At 66.6% G+C, this 14,863-nt stretch carries 14 protein-coding genes; 11 read left to right on the top strand and 3 right to left on the bottom strand.

Features of this window, described 5'->3' with window-relative positions; all coding sequences use genetic code 11:
- The first annotated feature begins 19 nt into the window (after window positions 1-19).
- The 10 genes from ACFO5X_RS17990 to ACFO5X_RS17945 all read left to right on the top strand — a co-directional run bounded on the left by ACFO5X_RS17990 (window position 20) and on the right by ACFO5X_RS17945 (window position 11,826).
- Window positions 20-1,609, top strand: a complete 1,590-nt coding sequence (locus tag ACFO5X_RS17990) for an ABC transporter substrate-binding protein (protein ID WP_380719474.1) — start codon at window positions 20-22, stop codon at window positions 1,607-1,609.
- Between the two features lie 9 nt (window positions 1,610-1,618).
- Entirely contained in the window at window positions 1,619-2,560 is a 942-nt protein-coding gene (locus ACFO5X_RS17985; RefSeq protein ID WP_380719472.1) for an ABC transporter permease, read from the top strand.
- A gap of 83 nt (window positions 2,561-2,643) precedes the next feature.
- The gene (locus ACFO5X_RS17980; RefSeq protein ID WP_380719564.1) at window positions 2,644-3,480 is read left to right on the top strand and encodes an ABC transporter permease; all 837 of its coding nucleotides are present in this window, start codon (window positions 2,644-2,646) and stop codon (window positions 3,478-3,480) included.
- The gene (locus ACFO5X_RS17975; protein WP_380719470.1) at window positions 3,477-5,114 is read left to right on the top strand and encodes a dipeptide ABC transporter ATP-binding protein; all 1,638 of its coding nucleotides are present in this window, start codon (window positions 3,477-3,479) and stop codon (window positions 5,112-5,114) included. Before ACFO5X_RS17980 ends, ACFO5X_RS17975 begins: the two co-directional genes overlap by 4 nt.
- Before the next feature lie 9 nt (window positions 5,115-5,123).
- Window positions 5,124-6,581, top strand: coding sequence for an N-acyl-D-amino-acid deacylase family protein (locus ACFO5X_RS17970; protein ID WP_380719468.1), 1,458 nt, complete (start codon window positions 5,124-5,126; stop codon window positions 6,579-6,581).
- A 367-nt stretch (window positions 6,582-6,948) separates the two neighbouring features.
- Window positions 6,949-7,470, top strand: coding sequence for a hypothetical protein (locus ACFO5X_RS17965; RefSeq protein WP_380719465.1), 522 nt, complete (start codon window positions 6,949-6,951; stop codon window positions 7,468-7,470).
- The gene (locus tag ACFO5X_RS17960) at window positions 7,467-8,807 is read left to right on the top strand and encodes a pyridoxamine 5'-phosphate oxidase family protein (protein WP_380719463.1); all 1,341 of its coding nucleotides are present in this window, start codon (window positions 7,467-7,469) and stop codon (window positions 8,805-8,807) included. The genes ACFO5X_RS17965 and ACFO5X_RS17960 overlap by 4 nt, the downstream gene beginning before the upstream one ends.
- A 192-nt stretch (window positions 8,808-8,999) precedes the next feature.
- The gene (locus tag ACFO5X_RS17955; RefSeq protein WP_380719461.1) at window positions 9,000-10,358 is read left to right on the top strand and encodes an FAD-binding oxidoreductase; all 1,359 of its coding nucleotides are present in this window, start codon (window positions 9,000-9,002) and stop codon (window positions 10,356-10,358) included.
- A 57-nt stretch (window positions 10,359-10,415) separates the two neighbouring features.
- On the top strand, window positions 10,416-10,895 hold the full coding sequence (locus ACFO5X_RS17950; protein ID WP_380719459.1) for a c-type cytochrome: 480 nt from the start codon (window positions 10,416-10,418) through the stop codon (window positions 10,893-10,895).
- 280 nt (window positions 10,896-11,175) lie between these two features.
- Window positions 11,176-11,826 (top strand): exopolysaccharide biosynthesis protein, encoded by a 651-nt coding sequence (locus tag ACFO5X_RS17945; RefSeq protein WP_380719562.1) that lies wholly within the window; start codon window positions 11,176-11,178, stop codon window positions 11,824-11,826.
- Window positions 11,827-12,024: 198 nt separating this feature from the next.
- Here the strand turns inward: ACFO5X_RS17945 and ACFO5X_RS17940 are convergent, their stop codons facing one another.
- A complete protein-coding gene (locus tag ACFO5X_RS17940; protein WP_380719560.1) occupies window positions 12,025-12,255 on the bottom strand; it encodes a TFIIB-type zinc ribbon-containing protein in 231 nt (76 codons plus the stop codon).
- A 380-nt stretch (window positions 12,256-12,635) separates the two neighbouring features.
- Between ACFO5X_RS17940 and ACFO5X_RS17935 the strand changes: the two genes are divergently transcribed.
- Window positions 12,636-12,770 (top strand): hypothetical protein, encoded by a 135-nt coding sequence (locus ACFO5X_RS17935; RefSeq protein ID WP_380719457.1) that lies wholly within the window; start codon window positions 12,636-12,638, stop codon window positions 12,768-12,770.
- 120 nt (window positions 12,771-12,890) lie between these two features.
- Here ACFO5X_RS17935 and ACFO5X_RS17930 read toward each other — a convergent pair whose 3' ends face one another.
- Window positions 12,891-14,204, bottom strand: a complete 1,314-nt coding sequence (locus ACFO5X_RS17930; RefSeq protein ID WP_380719455.1) for a TRAP transporter large permease — start codon at window positions 14,202-14,204, stop codon at window positions 12,891-12,893.
- Entirely contained in the window at window positions 14,201-14,767 is a 567-nt protein-coding gene (locus ACFO5X_RS17925; protein WP_380719453.1) for a TRAP transporter small permease subunit, read from the bottom strand. Before ACFO5X_RS17925 ends, ACFO5X_RS17930 begins: the two co-directional genes overlap by 4 nt.
- Between the last annotated feature and the right edge of the window lie 96 nt (window positions 14,768-14,863).

Genomic DNA, 14,863 nt, shown 5'->3' with positions numbered 1-14,863 from the left:
GTAAAAGGAGAGAAGAACAGTGAAAAACACTATCGCAAGAGCCGGTCGCAACCGGCTGGCGTCAATCGCGGCGGCCGTCGCGATCGCGCTCGGAGCGACGGCGGCAAGCGCCGAAACGCTCAAGGTCGTCATGCAGTCCGGTCTCAGGATCACCGACCCGATCATGACCACCGCCTTCATCACCCGGGATCACGGCTACATGATCTACGACACGCTTCTGGGCGTGGATTCAGAGTTCAAGGTCCGCCCGCAGATGGCCGACTGGACGGTGTCCGAAGACGAGAGGACCTACACCTTCACCCTGCGCGACGGGCTGAAATGGCACGACGGCGCGCCGGTGACGGCCGAGGACTGCGTCGCCTCGATCAACCGCTGGGCGCAGGTCGACAGCACGGCCAAGCCGCTGATGACCATGGTGGACGCGATCGAGGTGGTCGACGACAAGACCTTCACCGTCACGCTCAACACCCCCACGACGCTGCTGCTCGCGGGACTGTCCAAGATGAGCTCGCGCGCGCCCTTCATGATGCCCAAGCGCATCGCCGAGACCCCCGCCAGCGAGGCCATCAGCGAATTTGTCGGCTCGGGGCCCTTTGTCTTCGTGAAGGATGAATTCCAGCCGGGCATCAAAGTGGTCTACGAGAAGTTCGAAGACTATGTGCCCCGCGACGAACCGGCCAGCTGGACCGCCGGCGGCAAGGACGTGAAGGTCGACCGGGTGGAATGGCTGACCATGCCGGACCAGATGACCGCCATCAACGCGCTGCAAAGCGGCGAGGTGGATTTCATCCAGCAGGTGCCCTTCGACCTGCTGCCGCTGGTCGAGAACTCTGCCGACATCAAGACCGCCATCCTCGATCCGCTCGGGGCCTGGACCTATTTCCGGATGAACTGGCTTTATCCCCCGTTCGACAACAAGCTGGTGCGCCAGGCCGCAATCGCGGCGGTCGACCAGAACGCCGTCATGCAGGCGCTTGTGGGCAACCCCGAATATTACCGCACCTGCGCGGCGATCATGGGATGCGGCAACGTCAACGGCGACGAATACGGCAAGGAATGGGTCGTCAACGGCCAGATCGACAAGGCCAAGGAGCTGCTGAAGGAAGCGGGCTATGACAACACCCCGGTGGTCATCATGGCGCCGACCGATCTCGCCATGGTCATGCCCCAGCCGATCGTGATCGGCGACGCGCTGCGCAAGGCCGGGTTCAACGTCCAGATGAAGATGATGGACTGGCAGACCCTGGCGGCGCAGCAGGGCAATCAGGACGCGCCGTCCGAGGGTGGCTGGAACATCTTCTCGACCTACAGCATCCTGGCGACCAGCGGCGATCCGTTCGGTAACACGCCGCTCGCCACCGACGGCCGCGCCTCCTGGGCGGGCTGGCCCGACGTGCCCGAGATCTCGGCGCTGCGGCTCGACTATGCCAAGGCCGCCACGGTCGAGGAGCAGAAGGAGATCGCCAAGAAGATCCAGAAGATCGCCATCGACGAGGGTGTCGTCGGTCCGCTCGGACAGTTCCGAATCCCCGCCGCCTGGAACGCCCAGTGGAGCGGCTTCCTCGAAAGTCCGATCACCCTGTTCTGGAACGTCTCCAAGCAAGACTAAGGCCTGCCAATGCTCCCCTATGTTCTCAAGCGTGTGCTCTCCGCGGTGCCGGTGATGATCGTCGTCGCCGTGGTCATCTTCGCTATCCTGCGCCTGACCCCGGGGGATCCCGCGGCCATCCTCGCAGGCAACGACGCGACGGAGGAGCAGATGGCGCAAATCCGCGAAAGCCTCGGGCTGGACGAACCGATCCTCGTCCAGCTCGTCACCTGGTGCCGGAACATCCTGGCCGGCGACCTCGGCGTCTCTCTCCTGTCCGGGGTGCCGGTGCTGAAGATGATCGGCGACCGGGTCGGTCCGACCTTGGCGCTGGCCGTCGGCACCATGACGGTGACAATACTGGTGGCGATCCCGATGGGGATCGTCGCCGCCCGCAAGCCCGGCGGCCATCTCGACCGGTTGGTCATGGCGCTGTCGGTGATGGGCTTTTCCGTGCCGATCTTCGTGACAGGCTACGTGCTGATCTATCTCTTCGCGCTCAAGCTGGGCTGGCTTCCGGTGCAGGGCTACCGCCCGCCGGGCGACGGCCTCCTGCCCTTCCTGCAACGCCTGGTCCTGCCGGTGCTTGCCCTCAGCGGCGTCTACATCGCGCTGGTCGCCCGCATGACCCGCAGCAGCATCATCGAGGTTCTGGGCGAGGATTACATCCGCACCGCCCGCGCCAAGGGGGCGACAGGCACCCGGATCCTGCTGCGCCACGCGCTGCGCAACGCGGCCGTACCCATCGTCACCATCATCGGGATCGGGGTCGCTTCGCTCATCACCGGGGTCGTGGTGACGGAATCCGTCTTCAACCTCCCCGGTCTCGGGCGGCTGGTGGTCGAGGCGGTGCTGGCGAGGGACTACCCCGTCATTCAGGGCCTCATCCTGCTGTTTTCCTTCACCTACATCCTGATCAACCTCGTGGTGGACATCCTCTACACGGTGTTCGATCCGCGTATCCGTTACTGAGGGCCCATCACGTGACCCAATTCGCACCCGCGACACCCGCCGGTTCCGCCCCCGAGGAAGCCGCGCCCGTTTCACGCCGACGCCTGGTCCTGCGCCGTCTCCGGCACGCCTTCGGCAGCGGCCCGGCGCTGATCTCGCTCGTCATCCTCGTTCTGGTCCTGCTGATGGCCCTGTTCGCCCCCCTGCTCGCCACATCGGACCCGGTGGCGATCAACCCGGCCGAGCGGCTGTCGGGCTCCACCGCCGACCACCCGCTGGGCACCGACGCTTACGGGCGGGACACCTTCTCCCGCGTGCTCTACGGCGCGCGCGTCTCGCTGCTGGTCGGGGCCGGGGCGGCCATCGTCAGCGTCGCCATCGGCCTCGTGATCGGGGTCATCGCTGGCTATTTCCGCGCGCTCGACTCGATCATCATGCGAACGATGGACGGGGTCATGGCGATCCCCTCGATCCTGCTGGCAATCGCGCTGATCTCGCTCACCGGGGCGTCGCTGATGACGGTGCTCGTCGCGATCACCATCCCCGAGATCCCGCGCGTCGTGCGGCTGGTGCGCAGCGTCATCCTGAACGTCCGCTCCGAAGCCTACGTCGAGGCGGCGATCACCCTCGGCAGTCCGGTCCGGCGCATCCTCTTGCGGCACATGGTGCCCAACACCATCGCGCCGCTGATCGTTCAGGGCACCTTCGTCTTCGCCTCGGCGATCCTGACCGAGGCCACCCTCAGCTTCCTCGGCGCTGGCCTTCCGACCGAGATTCCGTCCTGGGGCAACATCATGTCCGAAGGCCGCTCGTACTTTCAGCTCTTCCCCGGCCTCGTCCTCTGGCCCGGCGTCGCGCTGGCGCTGACGCTGCTCAGCGTGAACGTGCTGGGCGACGTATTGCGCGACACACTGGACCCGAAAATGGAGAACCGGACATGACCGATCCACGCGACACCCCCTCCGCGCCGGTCCTGTCCGTCCGCGACCTGACCGTCAGCCTGAGACATTCCGACGGCAAGGATGTGGTCCGGAACGTCAGCTTCGACGTCGGCCCGGGCGAAACCCTCTGCGTCGTGGGCGAGTCCGGCTCGGGCAAGTCCGTCACCTCCTTCTCGATCATGGGGCTTCTGGAAAACGCCCTGCACCCGACAGGCGGCGAGATCCTGCTCGGCGGTGAGAACCTGCTGAAGGCCAGTCCGGAACGGATGCGCGAACTACGCTCGACCCGCATGTCGATGGTGTTCCAGGAGCCGATGACCGCGCTGAACCCCGTCGAGAAGGTCGGCAGCCAGATCGAGGAGGTGCTGCTGCTGCACACCCGCATGTCCGCCGCGGAACGCCGCCGGCGCACGCTCGAGATGCTGGAAACCGTGCACCTGCCCGAACCGGAGCGGATCTACGAGTCCTACCCGCACCAGCTGTCCGGCGGGCAGCGGCAGCGGGTGGTGATCTGCATCGCCCTGATCCTCGAACCCGACCTGCTGATCGCGGACGAACCGACCACCGCGCTCGACGTCACCACGCAACAGCACATCCTGACCCTGATCCGCGAGATGCAGGAAAGGCAGAACACCGCCGTCCTGTTCATCACCCACGACATGGGCGTCGTGGCCGACATCGCCGACCGCGTGGTGGTGATGAAGGACGGAAACGTCGTCGAGGTCGGCGCGAAGGACGCCATCCTGCGCGCACCGGAACAGGACTACACCCGGATGCTGATCTCTTCGGTGCCGAGCCTCCTGCCGGAACCGAGGGCGGCCTTGCAGACCGATACCGTCCTGACGGTCGAGCGCCTGAACAAGACCTTCCGCAAGAAGAAATTCCTCCGCCCCGCCACCGAGGTACATGCGGTGGCCGATGTGAACCTGACGCTTCGCAAGAAAGAGATCCTGGGCGTCGTCGGGCAGTCGGGCTCCGGCAAGTCCACCGTCGCGCGCTGCATCGTCGGACTGGAACAGCCCACCTCCGGCGACATCACGATCTGCGGCGCGCAGCTGGCCCAGGCGGGCGGGGCCGAACGGCGGCAGATGCGGCGGCGGATCCAGATGGTGTTCCAGGACCCCTACCGCTCGCTGAATCCCCGGGTGAAGATCGGCCGATCCATGATCGAGGGGGCGACGAACTTCGGCGAACCCGTCGACCGGGCGATGCACCGCGCGGCAGAACTGCTGCGTCTCGTCGGGCTGCCGCCGTCCGCGCTGGAGCGTTTTCCGCATCAGTTCTCCGGCGGGCAACGCCAGCGGATCTGTATCGCCCGCGCGCTGATGCTGGAACCCGACGTTCTGGTGGCGGACGAGGCGGTTTCCGCCCTCGATGTCTCGGTGCAGGAACAGGTTCTGGACCTCTTGGACGAGATCCGGGAGCGCATTGGCGTCGGCATCCTGTTCATCACCCACGACCTGCGCGTCGCCGCCCGGATCTGCGACTCGATCTTCGTGATGAACCAGGGCCGCATCGTCGAACACGGCCCGGCCGAACGCGTTCTGGGCCATCCCGAACAAGACTACACAAGGAAGCTCTTCGAGGCCGCGCCCGGGCGGCACTGGGACTTCCGCAATTTCTGCCCGGTGTGAGGAACGACCATGAGCGAACATTTTGACCTGCTGATCCTGAACGGCACCGTGATCGACGGCACCGGCGCCGCGCGCTTCGCCGGCGACATCGGCATCCGGGGCGACAGGATCGTACGCCTGGGCGCGCTGGCCGACTGCACCGCCGAGCGGACCATCGACGCCACCGGACTGGCCGTCGCGCCCGGCTTCATCGACGCCCACACCCACGACGACCGGATGCTGCTGGCCGACGGGGCGATGGTGCCCAAGGTCAGCCAGGGCGTCACCACCGTGGTCGCGGGGAACTGCGGCATCTCGCTGGCACCGATGCCTTCGCCGGTCTCCCGCCCCGTGGTCCCGCCTCTCGATCTGCTCGACGACACCGGGGAATGGTATCGCTACCGCACCTTCGCCGATTACCTCGCCGCGCTGCACGACACGCCCGCGGCGGTGAACGCCGCCTGCTATGTCGGCCATACCACGCTGCGCGCCATCGTGATGGACGACCTGACCCGTGCCGCCACCCCGGCCGAGATCGACCGGATGCAGGAACTGGTGGCCGAGGCGATGGAGGCAGGGGCGATCGGGGTCTCGACCGGCCTCGCCTATCCTCCGGCCAAGGCCGCGACGACCGAAGAGGTGATCGAAGTCTGCCGCCCCATGGTGCCCCACCAGGGCCTGCACGCCACCCATATGCGTGACGAGAGCGAGGGAACGATGAACTCGCTCGACGAGACCTTTACCATCGGGCGGACGCTGGGCATACAAAGCCTCATCTCCCACCACAAGCTCGCCGGCGCCTCGGTCCATGGGCAATCGGTCGAGACGCTGAAAGTCATCGCCGCCGAAATGGACCGGCAGAAGGTCAGCCTGGATTGCTACCCCTATACCGCCTCGTCCACGATCCTGACCTACGACCATGCCAGCAAGTCCGGCCGCACCGTCGTCACCTGGTCGCGCAAACGCCCCGAATTTGCCGGCCGTGACCTGGCCGGGGTCATCGAGGAACTGGGATGTTCGATGGAAGAGGCGGTCGCCCAGTTGCAGCCCGCCGGCGCGGTCTACTTCCGGATGCACGAGGAGGATGTCAGCCGCATCCTGGCCTTCGAGCCGACGATGATCGGCTCGGACGGTCTGCCGCATGACGAATTCCCGCACCCGCGCCTGTGGGGCACCTTCCCCCGCATCCTGGGCCATTACAGCCGCGACAAGGGCCTGTTCAGCCTGGAAACCGCCGTGCACAAGATGACCGGCCTGACCGCCGCCGAGTTCGGCTTCGCAGACCGCGGCGTGATCCGTGAAGGCGCTTTTGCCGACATCACCATGTTCGATCCCGACCTCGTACGCGACCGGGCGACGTTCGAAGAGCCCACGCGGCGGGCCGACGGGATCCATCTGGTGCTCGTGAACGGGGTGCCGGTCTGGGAAGACGCGGCCCCCACAGGGCACCGGCCAGGCCAGGTCCTTCGCCGCCGCGTCGCCCGATAGGGCCTTGGCCCAGGGTCCTGGGCCATAATCCTGCAGATATCGCCCGGCGCAGCACGCGCCACTGGCCGCTTCATCTGCGTGTCGCCGACCGGACAGGACCGGGTCAGCCCGGGCCCCGGCCTGCGGCCCGATCCGGCGGCAGACCTGCGCGTAACCGGTCTCCGGGACCCGCGACAGAGGAGGTAAGTCTCACCTGCCGGCCCGACGACGGGCGCATGCGCCGCGTCGCTGCCACCGGATGCGGCGCGCCTGCCGGCCGGGCCACGGGTTCGGCCGCCGCCCCCGCAATTCCGCTTTGTGTTCGCCCCGCCTTCGCATAAATTGCCGCAATGCGCCGCCGGGCGGGCGGCGGTTCGGGACAGTGACCATGCCATCAGGCAGCAGCATTCCTTCGGCAAACGCTTTGCAGGAAGGGCCGGCTACCGTCCCGGCCGACCTGATCGCTCTTGCCCAGTCGGGCGTGGGCATTGCCGTCGCCTCCTGTGATGCGAACGGCCGACCGGTCCTCGGGCTGGGAGTCGGCTGTCGGATCAACGGACAGCGGCTGTTCCGCATTCTTCTCGACCGGCGCGCCAACACCCAGCTGATCGAGGCCATCCTCGGTGGAAGCGCCGTCGCGGCGACGATGACCTCGGCGCGCGACCACACCTCCTTTCAGGTCAAGGCCCCGCAGGCGCGCATCGCCTACGCCCGCCCCGACGACCTGCCCGAACTCGACCGCCAGCAGGCGCTTCTGTGCGAGGGCCTGGTCGAGCTCGGCTATACCGCCGAACAGGCGGCGAGCTACGCGCCCTATGCCGATGCCGACCTTGTCGCGGTCGAATTCGTGCCCGCAAAAGTCTTCATCCAGACCCCTGGCCCAGGCGCCGGAAAGGAGATCGAGAGGTGAGCGCGCTTTGCCTCGACGCGATCCGCGGCGCGCTCGAAGGCGTCGCCTCCTCGCTGCTGGCCACCTGCGACCTGGACGGCATGCCCAATGTCTCGATGATAAGCCAGGTGCATTATGTCGATCCGCACCGCGTCGCGCTGTCCTATCAGTTCTTCAACAAGACCCGCGCCAATCTGCTGGCAACCCGCTGCGCCACGGTCCAGATCCTCGATTCCGAAACCCTCGCGCAATACCGCCTCTCTCTCGACTTCGAAGAGACGCTGACCAGCGGCCCGTTGTTCGAGAGCATGAAGGCCAAGCTGGCCGGGATTGCCTCGCACCACGGGCTCGAGGGTGTCTTCCGCCTGCTCGGCGCCGACGTCTTCACCGTGCGCGAGATCGAGCCGCTGCCCGTCGCCATCCGCCCGGCGCCGGCGCGCACCTCGCTGCTTGCGGCAACCCGGCGCACCTGCGCCTCGCTCGACGCCTGCACCGAGCTTGAAGAGCTGTTCGACTGCACCACGCAGTGCCTCGAACGCGATTTCGGCATCCGCTGGTCGATCATCCTCGTCACCGATCAGGCCGAAGGCTCGCTCTACACCGTCGCCTCGCACGGCTATCCCCACAGCGGTGTCGGCGCCGAGGTCGCGTCCGGCGAAGGCGTGATCGGCGTGGCCTCGAAATTCGCCAGCCCGATCCGCATCGGGCATATGACCAGCGAATACCGCTACGGCGCAAAGGTGCGGGAGATCGCCCGCGAAAGCGGCATCATCGCCCACGACCCCGCCCGCATCCCCTTCCCCGGCCTCGCCGCCCCGCGCAGCCAGATCGCCCTGCCGGTGATGAGCGGGGGCGAGGTCATGGCCGTCCTCTTCGCCGAGGACGACCAGATCCTGCGCTATGGCTATGAAGAGGAAGACGCGCTGGCGCTTGTCGCCGGTCACCTCGGCGCACGCATGGCGCTGCTGCGCCAGGAGGAGGATCCGCCGCTCAACGACGCGGCCCCCCTGCCGTCACTCACGGAAAGCGACGTCGCCGTGCGCTACTTCGCCGCCGACCAAAGCGTCTTTCTCGGCAACGACTATCTGATCAAGGGCGTCGCCGGCGCCATCCTCTGGCGCATCCTTCAGGAACACGACGAGACCGGGCGCACCGAATTCACCACCCGCGAACTCCGGCTCGATCCGGTGCTGCGCCTGCCCACCCATGCCGAGAACTTCGACGCCCGGCTGATCCTGCTGCGCAAGCGCCTCGAAGAACGCTGCGCCTGCATGGCCATCGAAAAGGCCGGACGCGGCCGGTTCCGTCTCGTCACCCGCTGCCGGGTCCGCCTGGAAGAGGCCGGCGCGGCGGCGTGAGCCTTCTTTTAGCATTCGTGAGCCTTTCGCGCGCAAACCCTTAGCATGCACGCGCCTTCGCGCCGTGACATCTCCCGCGGCACTCCGGCCCGCAATTAGGCCGGCCGGACATGAACCAAGAACAAGCCGGCACCGCCGCCTCGCCCCCCGGGGCGCAGGCGGCGCGCAGCCGGTCCCCAGGAGCCTTGAAAATTGACATACGACATTCTCAAATCCCGCATCCGCGGGACGGTCATCACCGTATTTGACGCCGACCACGCCGCCGCCTGCGACGCGCTGATCTGGAACGGGCGCAAGCCCGCGCGGCAGGCCCGCGTGATCGTCCGCGCCGCCGATGCCGCCGACGTGCAGGAGGCGGTCCGCTATGCCGCCGCCAATGGTCTCGGCCTCTCGGCGCGCACCGGAGGCCACCATTTCACCGGCATCGCGGCCAAGGCCGACATGGTGATCGACCTCGGCGGGCTGGATACCCTGCGCATCGACGTCGCCGCCCGCGAGGCCACCATCGGCCCCGCCGCCACCAACACCCGCCTCGCCTCGGCGCTCGAACGCCACGGCCTGGCCTTCCCGGTCGGGCACTGCGGAAGCGTGCCAATGGGCGGCTACCTGCTCGGCGGCGGCATCGGCTGGAATTCGAACGACTGGGGTTTTGCCTGCCATTCGGTGATTTCCGTCGATGTGGTGCTGGCCGACGGCCGCCTCGTCACAGCCTCCAAAGACGCGCACCAGGACATCTTCTGGGCCGTGCGCGGTGCCGGTCCCGCCTTCTTCGGGATCGTGACCGCCTATCGCATCGCCCTCAGGGAAGCGCCCCGCGCGATGACCACGCTCGTCCGCGTCTATCCCGCCTCCCGCGTGGCCGAAGTCGCCGCCTGGGCCGAGGCCGCGGTCGAACGCGCGCCCACCATCGTCGAATTCACCGCCAAGGTCGAACAGTCGCCCGCCGGCCCGATGATCGCCGCCATCGCCACCGTCTTCGCCTCATCCGAGGCCGAAGCCCACGCCATCCTGAACGATTTCGGACAGGACGCGCCGGAAAATCCGGTTGCGGTGATGGGACCGATGCCCACCTGCTTCCAGACGCTCTACGGGATCACCGGCGCCTCGGCCCCGGCCGGCGCGCGCTATGGCGTCGATTGCGCCTGGTCCGAGGCGGATATCGAACCGGTGCTGGCCCAGATCGCGCTGGCCGTCGGCCGGGCGCCCTCGCCGAAAAGCTTCGGCCTGGTCACCCTCCGCTCGAACGCGCGCCCCCTGCCGGCCATCTCGGCCTTCTCCGTCGCCGGACGCCTCTTTGCGGCCACCTACGGCGTCTGGGAGGATGAAGAGGCGGATCAGGCCAACATGACCTGGCTGCGCGACCTTTCGGCCAACCTCGAACTGCTCTCCACCGGTGCCTACGTCGGCGAGGCCGACCTCGACCGCCCGGGCCGCAACCTGCCCACGCTTTCGGCCGCCGCCCAGCGCGACCTCGAGACGCTCAGGGCGCGGCATGACCCTAACCGCCTGTTCCGCCGCCAGACCGCCGTCGCCAACCGCCGCGCCGCCTGATCCACTCCCGCCCGGCCCCCGCGGCCGGGCGACCCAACCCACAACGGAGCACTCAATATGTCCCTGAAACCTCTCGCCCTCGCCGCCGCCCTCGCCGCGCTGGCCTCCGCCGCCTCCGCCGACCCCGTCGCCGAAGGTGCCCACCTCGCCCGCATCATGGACTGCGCCGGCTGCCACATGCCCCGCGACCAGAACGGCGTGCCCATCGCCGAGGCCGGCCTCTCCGGCGGAACCGTCGGCTTCGAACTCCCCGGACTCGGCATCTTCTGGCCGCCGAACCTGACATCCAGCGCCGATGGCCTCGGCACCTGGAGCGATACCGAGATCGCCGATGCGATCCGTAACGGCACACGCCCCGACGGTCGCACCCTGGCTCCGGTCATGCCCTACATGTCCTATGCCGAGCTCACGGACAACGAAACCGCCGCCCTGATCGCCTACCTGCGCTCACTGCCGCCGAAAGACGGACCCCGGCTGGAACCGGTCGCCGATGCGAAAGACGCGAAGGCACCCTTCTTCCGGGTCACGATGCCCTGAGGCCGCCATCCCGGCCTGGCCAGCCTGCAGAAGCCCAGACGCCGCGGCCCTTCTGTCCGAGGGGCCGCGACACGCCGAGAGCCGACCGGCTTCTCCCTGACACGGCCGACGGTCAGGCTACATATTCGTCCCGCCAGACCCGGAGGCGGCGACCTTCCTGCCGGCGAAAACCTGTTGGTCGCGGGCGATGAAACCGGCGGTCCCGGTCGGCACAACATTTTTCTGCCGGTTCCGCACCTGCCGTCTTTCAGCGATTGCAAACGCCCGGGCGCAACCTCATATGCTGCAGTGTCATGTGAAAGATCTTTCGATGCAGCGCCATCATGGAGCGCGACGACGGCCATCCCTGTCGCTGCCAATTCTGCGAACCTCCCGCAGTCAACACAGGAACGGCTCACTGACTCTGGGAAACCTGTTGTCAGCCCTCGGCGAGCGGTCGTTCGGCTGGGCAATCGTGGTCTTTTCCCTGATTACCCTGCTCCCCCTGCCGCCCGGGTCGACCCTGATCACCGCCCTCCCGCTCCTGGTAACGACCTGCCAGATGGCCCTGGGCTACCCGCACGTGCGTCTCCCCGGACCTTTGGTGCGGCTCAAGCTTGACCCCGACAAATTGCGACGCGCCGTCCTGGGCCTGCGACCGATAACGCGCAGGCTGGAGCGCGTGCTGGCACCGCGCTACCTGCCGATGTTTGCAAGACGCAACGAACGCCTGTTGGGCGTCGTACTTTTTGTGGTTGCCTTCGCCCTGTTCCTGCCGGTCCCCCTGAGCGGCTGGTTTCCGGCCATCTCGCTCTTCGTCTTCGGCGTCGGACACGTCGAGCGCGACGGGTTGGTGGCGATGCTGGGATTGGCCCTGGGCATGACCTCGGTCCTGCTGACCGTGGTGATCGTGGTATCCCTGGCCGCCGGCGCCGAAGCGCTGATCCACTAGGGGCGTGGAGGGCCGGTTTGCACAGGCCGCCCGTCACGCCAGTCAAGCATTGCCGGCAGCAAGAGTCAGGGCGCATCTGCCATCGGGCAGCCGGGCCCTGACCAACCAACCTCACGGCCTTTGCCAGGCAATACCCTGACAACACGGAAGACGCCTTACCCGCGTCCCGGCGCCTGCTGCTCGCAACACGGCGCCGGATCAGAAGTCGAACAGGTCGCTCAGGAAGGACTCGCGCTTCTTCTTGTAGGGGCGCGCTTGCTGTTCTTCGCGCGGATATCCCGGTTCGGGCGCGACCGGCACGGATCTCTCGATAATCTTGTCCAGCTCGCCACGATCAAGCCAAACACCCCGACATTTCGGACAATAGTCGATCTCGATGCCGCTCCGTTCTGAAATCACCAGAGTCGTTCCGTCTAATGGACACTGCATGGGCTTGGCTCTCCTGTGTGAGGTCATTTCCTGATCCGGACTTATGCACGCGGCGGCGTTTTCCAAGCCGTCCGGGACATGATGTCCCAGAGTATGCCCCACCCCGGCCCGCAAGTCGCCTTGGGCAAACGCCCTGTTCCCGTGGATGTGTGGGGTAGCGCTGCATGGCACTGTCGAAACCCGGCGACACTGAAACCCGGTGCCAAAGCGACAGCCGCCGTGCGGCTGGGTCCTGGCAAACGAATGCACGCCACCCTCGGCGACAGAGCCTCAGAACAGAAAACCTCTTCGCTGAACCGACCCCGGGTCTGACCTTCGACAAGGATTGCGCCGTGGTCCCACACGATCCGCGTGCCGCCCGCACCTCTGGAGCCGCCCAGATGGTCGATCCCGTCGGCTGGCCGGATCGCGATCTTGTCGATGCCTTGCTCGACATCCTTTATCCGCCCGGCGTCCGCCAAAACAGCCGAGGACCGTCGATTCCCACCCGGATCGGCCGCGGGGGCCGAAGCTGAGGTGCGCTAAAGGTGAGCGATGCCGTCCGGCTGCGCCTATCTCGCCGCGACACCCCGCTCGCGGCCGGGCCCCCGGCTCGCGCCGGGGGCCGCCCTCGTCTCAAGGCGTCCGCAAGTCTGCTATTGGTAGAAATACTCCGGCAGGAAAGTGGCGATCGGCGGGAAGAGGACGATCAGCAGCACCCCGACCAGCGTCACCACCACATAGGGGAAGACAGAGGCATAGATGTCGCCCATCGTCACTTCCGGCGGAGCCACACCCTTGAGGTAGAACAGGTTGAAGCCGAAGGGCGGGGTCATGTAGCCGACCTCCATCATGATGATGAAGAGAATGCCGAACCAGATGGGATCGAAACCCGCTTCGCGGACAATCGGCAGAAACACCGGAAGGGTGATCAGCATGATGCCTACCGGATCCAGGACCATGCCGAAGAAGAACAGCACCGTCAGCATGAAGAACAGCGCGCCCCAGCGGCCGCCCGGAATGTAGGACATCACATCGACGATCAGCGACTGCGCCCCAAGCGCGGTATAGGCGGTCGAAAAGGCATGGGCGGCAAACAGGATCCACATGACCAGGGCGGTCAGCTTGAGGGTCGCGATCGAGGCTTCGTGGATCACCTTCCAGCTCAGCTGGCCGTTGACCAGGGTTGCCGCCATCGCGCCGAAGACACCTATGGCCGCGGCCTCGGTCGGGGTGGCAAAGCCGCCGAAGATGGCCCCAAGAACGATGGTCACGATCAGGATGGGAAGGATCACCGCCTTGAGCGACGAGAGCTTCTGGCTCCAGTTCGCACGTTCCTCCAGCGGCAGGGCCGGGCCGAGTTCGGGCTGCAGCCAGCAGCGCACGCCTATGTAGATCGACACCAGCACGAACAGCGTCAGCCCCGGACCGACTCCCGCAGCGAACAGGCGACCGACCGACACCTCGGTCAGAAGCGCGTAAAGAACCATCAGGATCGACGGCGGGATCAGGATGCCCCAGCCGCCACCGGCATTGATCGCGCCCAGCGCCAGTTTCTTGTCATAGCCGCGCTCAAGCATCTTGGGCAGCGCGATGGTGCCCATGGTGACGACGGCCGCGCCCGAGATGCCGGACATGGCGGCGAAGATCACGCAGATCAGAACCGTTCCGATGGCTAGGCCGCCGCGCAGGCCGCCCCACCACTGGTGCATCATGTCGTACAGATCGTTCGCAACCCCCGACTTCTCAAGCAGGATCGCCATGAACACGAACAGCGGAATCGCCATCAGCGTCGGCGACTGCATCGTCTCCCACATCTTCGAGGCCAGCAGGTAGAAGCCCAGCGGCCCCATCTCGAAATACAGGAACACGACCGACACACCGCCCAGCACGAAGGCCAGCGGCGTGCCCAGCATGAGGAACAGCAGAAGGCTGCCAAAGAACAGGATCGTCAGAAGTTCGACACTCATTGCTGACGCTCCTGTGCGCGGGTCTCTGCAGGGTCAGGCTCGCCCGGCGCGCCGAAGATGTCCGTCGGGACCGGCAGGCCACGCATCACGCGTATGTCGGCCCAGAGACGGACCAAACCCTGCAACAGCAGCAGGACCGCGGCGACGGGTATCAGCGCCTTGGTCGGCCACAGCGGCGCCTTCCAGACAGAATTAGAGCGTTCGAAATCCGCCAGCGATTCCATCGCGATATCCCAGCCCTGCCAGAGCAGGACACCGACAAACAGGGCGAAAAGGGGCCATGTCACCACATCCAGCAGCGCGCGCCGCCGCCGCGAGAACCGGCCATACAGGATGTCGACGTTGACGTGTCCGCGCTCGACCAGCAGATAGCCGCCGCCGATGATCGCGTAGGCGCCAAAGATCAGCGTCGCCAGTTCGGCGGTCCAGATTGTCGGGCTGCCGACAAGATAACGCATGACCACATCCGCCAGCAGCAGGACGAAAATGACAAGAACTGCCAGCGAAACCCACTTGCCTATGAAGCGGTTCACGCGCGTGATCGCTCGGGCCAGTTGAAACATGGCTCAATCCTCACTGGGGGAGATCGGCAGGACCGCAGAACAGGAGACGGGCCGCGCGACGGGATGGGGGGTGTGCCCCGCCAGGGCGGGGCACCG

The organism is Seohaeicola nanhaiensis, assembly GCF_042654245.1.
In the GTDB taxonomy this organism is placed as follows: Bacteria; Pseudomonadota; Alphaproteobacteria; order Rhodobacterales; family Rhodobacteraceae; genus Seohaeicola_A; species Seohaeicola_A nanhaiensis.
The sequence above is the reverse complement of the archived record's forward strand: the minus strand, read 5'-3'. Positions and strand labels throughout refer to the sequence as shown.

Coding starts and splice junctions, on each gene's coding strand:
- ACFO5X_RS17970 (WP_380719468.1), top strand. CDS start 5,124: ATGAGCGAACATTTTGACCTGCTGATCCTGAACGGCACCGTGATCGAC.
- ACFO5X_RS17930 (WP_380719455.1), bottom strand. CDS start 14,204: ATGAGTGTCGAACTTCTGACGATCCTGTTCTTTGGCAGCCTTCTGCTG.
- ACFO5X_RS17985 (WP_380719472.1), top strand. CDS start 1,619: ATGCTCCCCTATGTTCTCAAGCGTGTGCTCTCCGCGGTGCCGGTGATG.
- ACFO5X_RS17945 (WP_380719562.1), top strand. CDS start 11,176: ATGCTGCAGTGTCATGTGAAAGATCTTTCGATGCAGCGCCATCATGGA.
- ACFO5X_RS17925 (WP_380719453.1), bottom strand. CDS start 14,767: ATGTTTCAACTGGCCCGAGCGATCACGCGCGTGAACCGCTTCATAGGC.
- ACFO5X_RS17975 (WP_380719470.1), top strand. CDS start 3,477: ATGACCGATCCACGCGACACCCCCTCCGCGCCGGTCCTGTCCGTCCGC.
- ACFO5X_RS17940 (WP_380719560.1), bottom strand. CDS start 12,255: ATGCAGTGTCCATTAGACGGAACGACTCTGGTGATTTCAGAACGGAGC.
- ACFO5X_RS17965 (WP_380719465.1), top strand. CDS start 6,949: ATGCCATCAGGCAGCAGCATTCCTTCGGCAAACGCTTTGCAGGAAGGG.
- ACFO5X_RS17950 (WP_380719459.1), top strand. CDS start 10,416: ATGTCCCTGAAACCTCTCGCCCTCGCCGCCGCCCTCGCCGCGCTGGCC.
- ACFO5X_RS17935 (WP_380719457.1), top strand. CDS start 12,636: ATGGTCGATCCCGTCGGCTGGCCGGATCGCGATCTTGTCGATGCCTTG.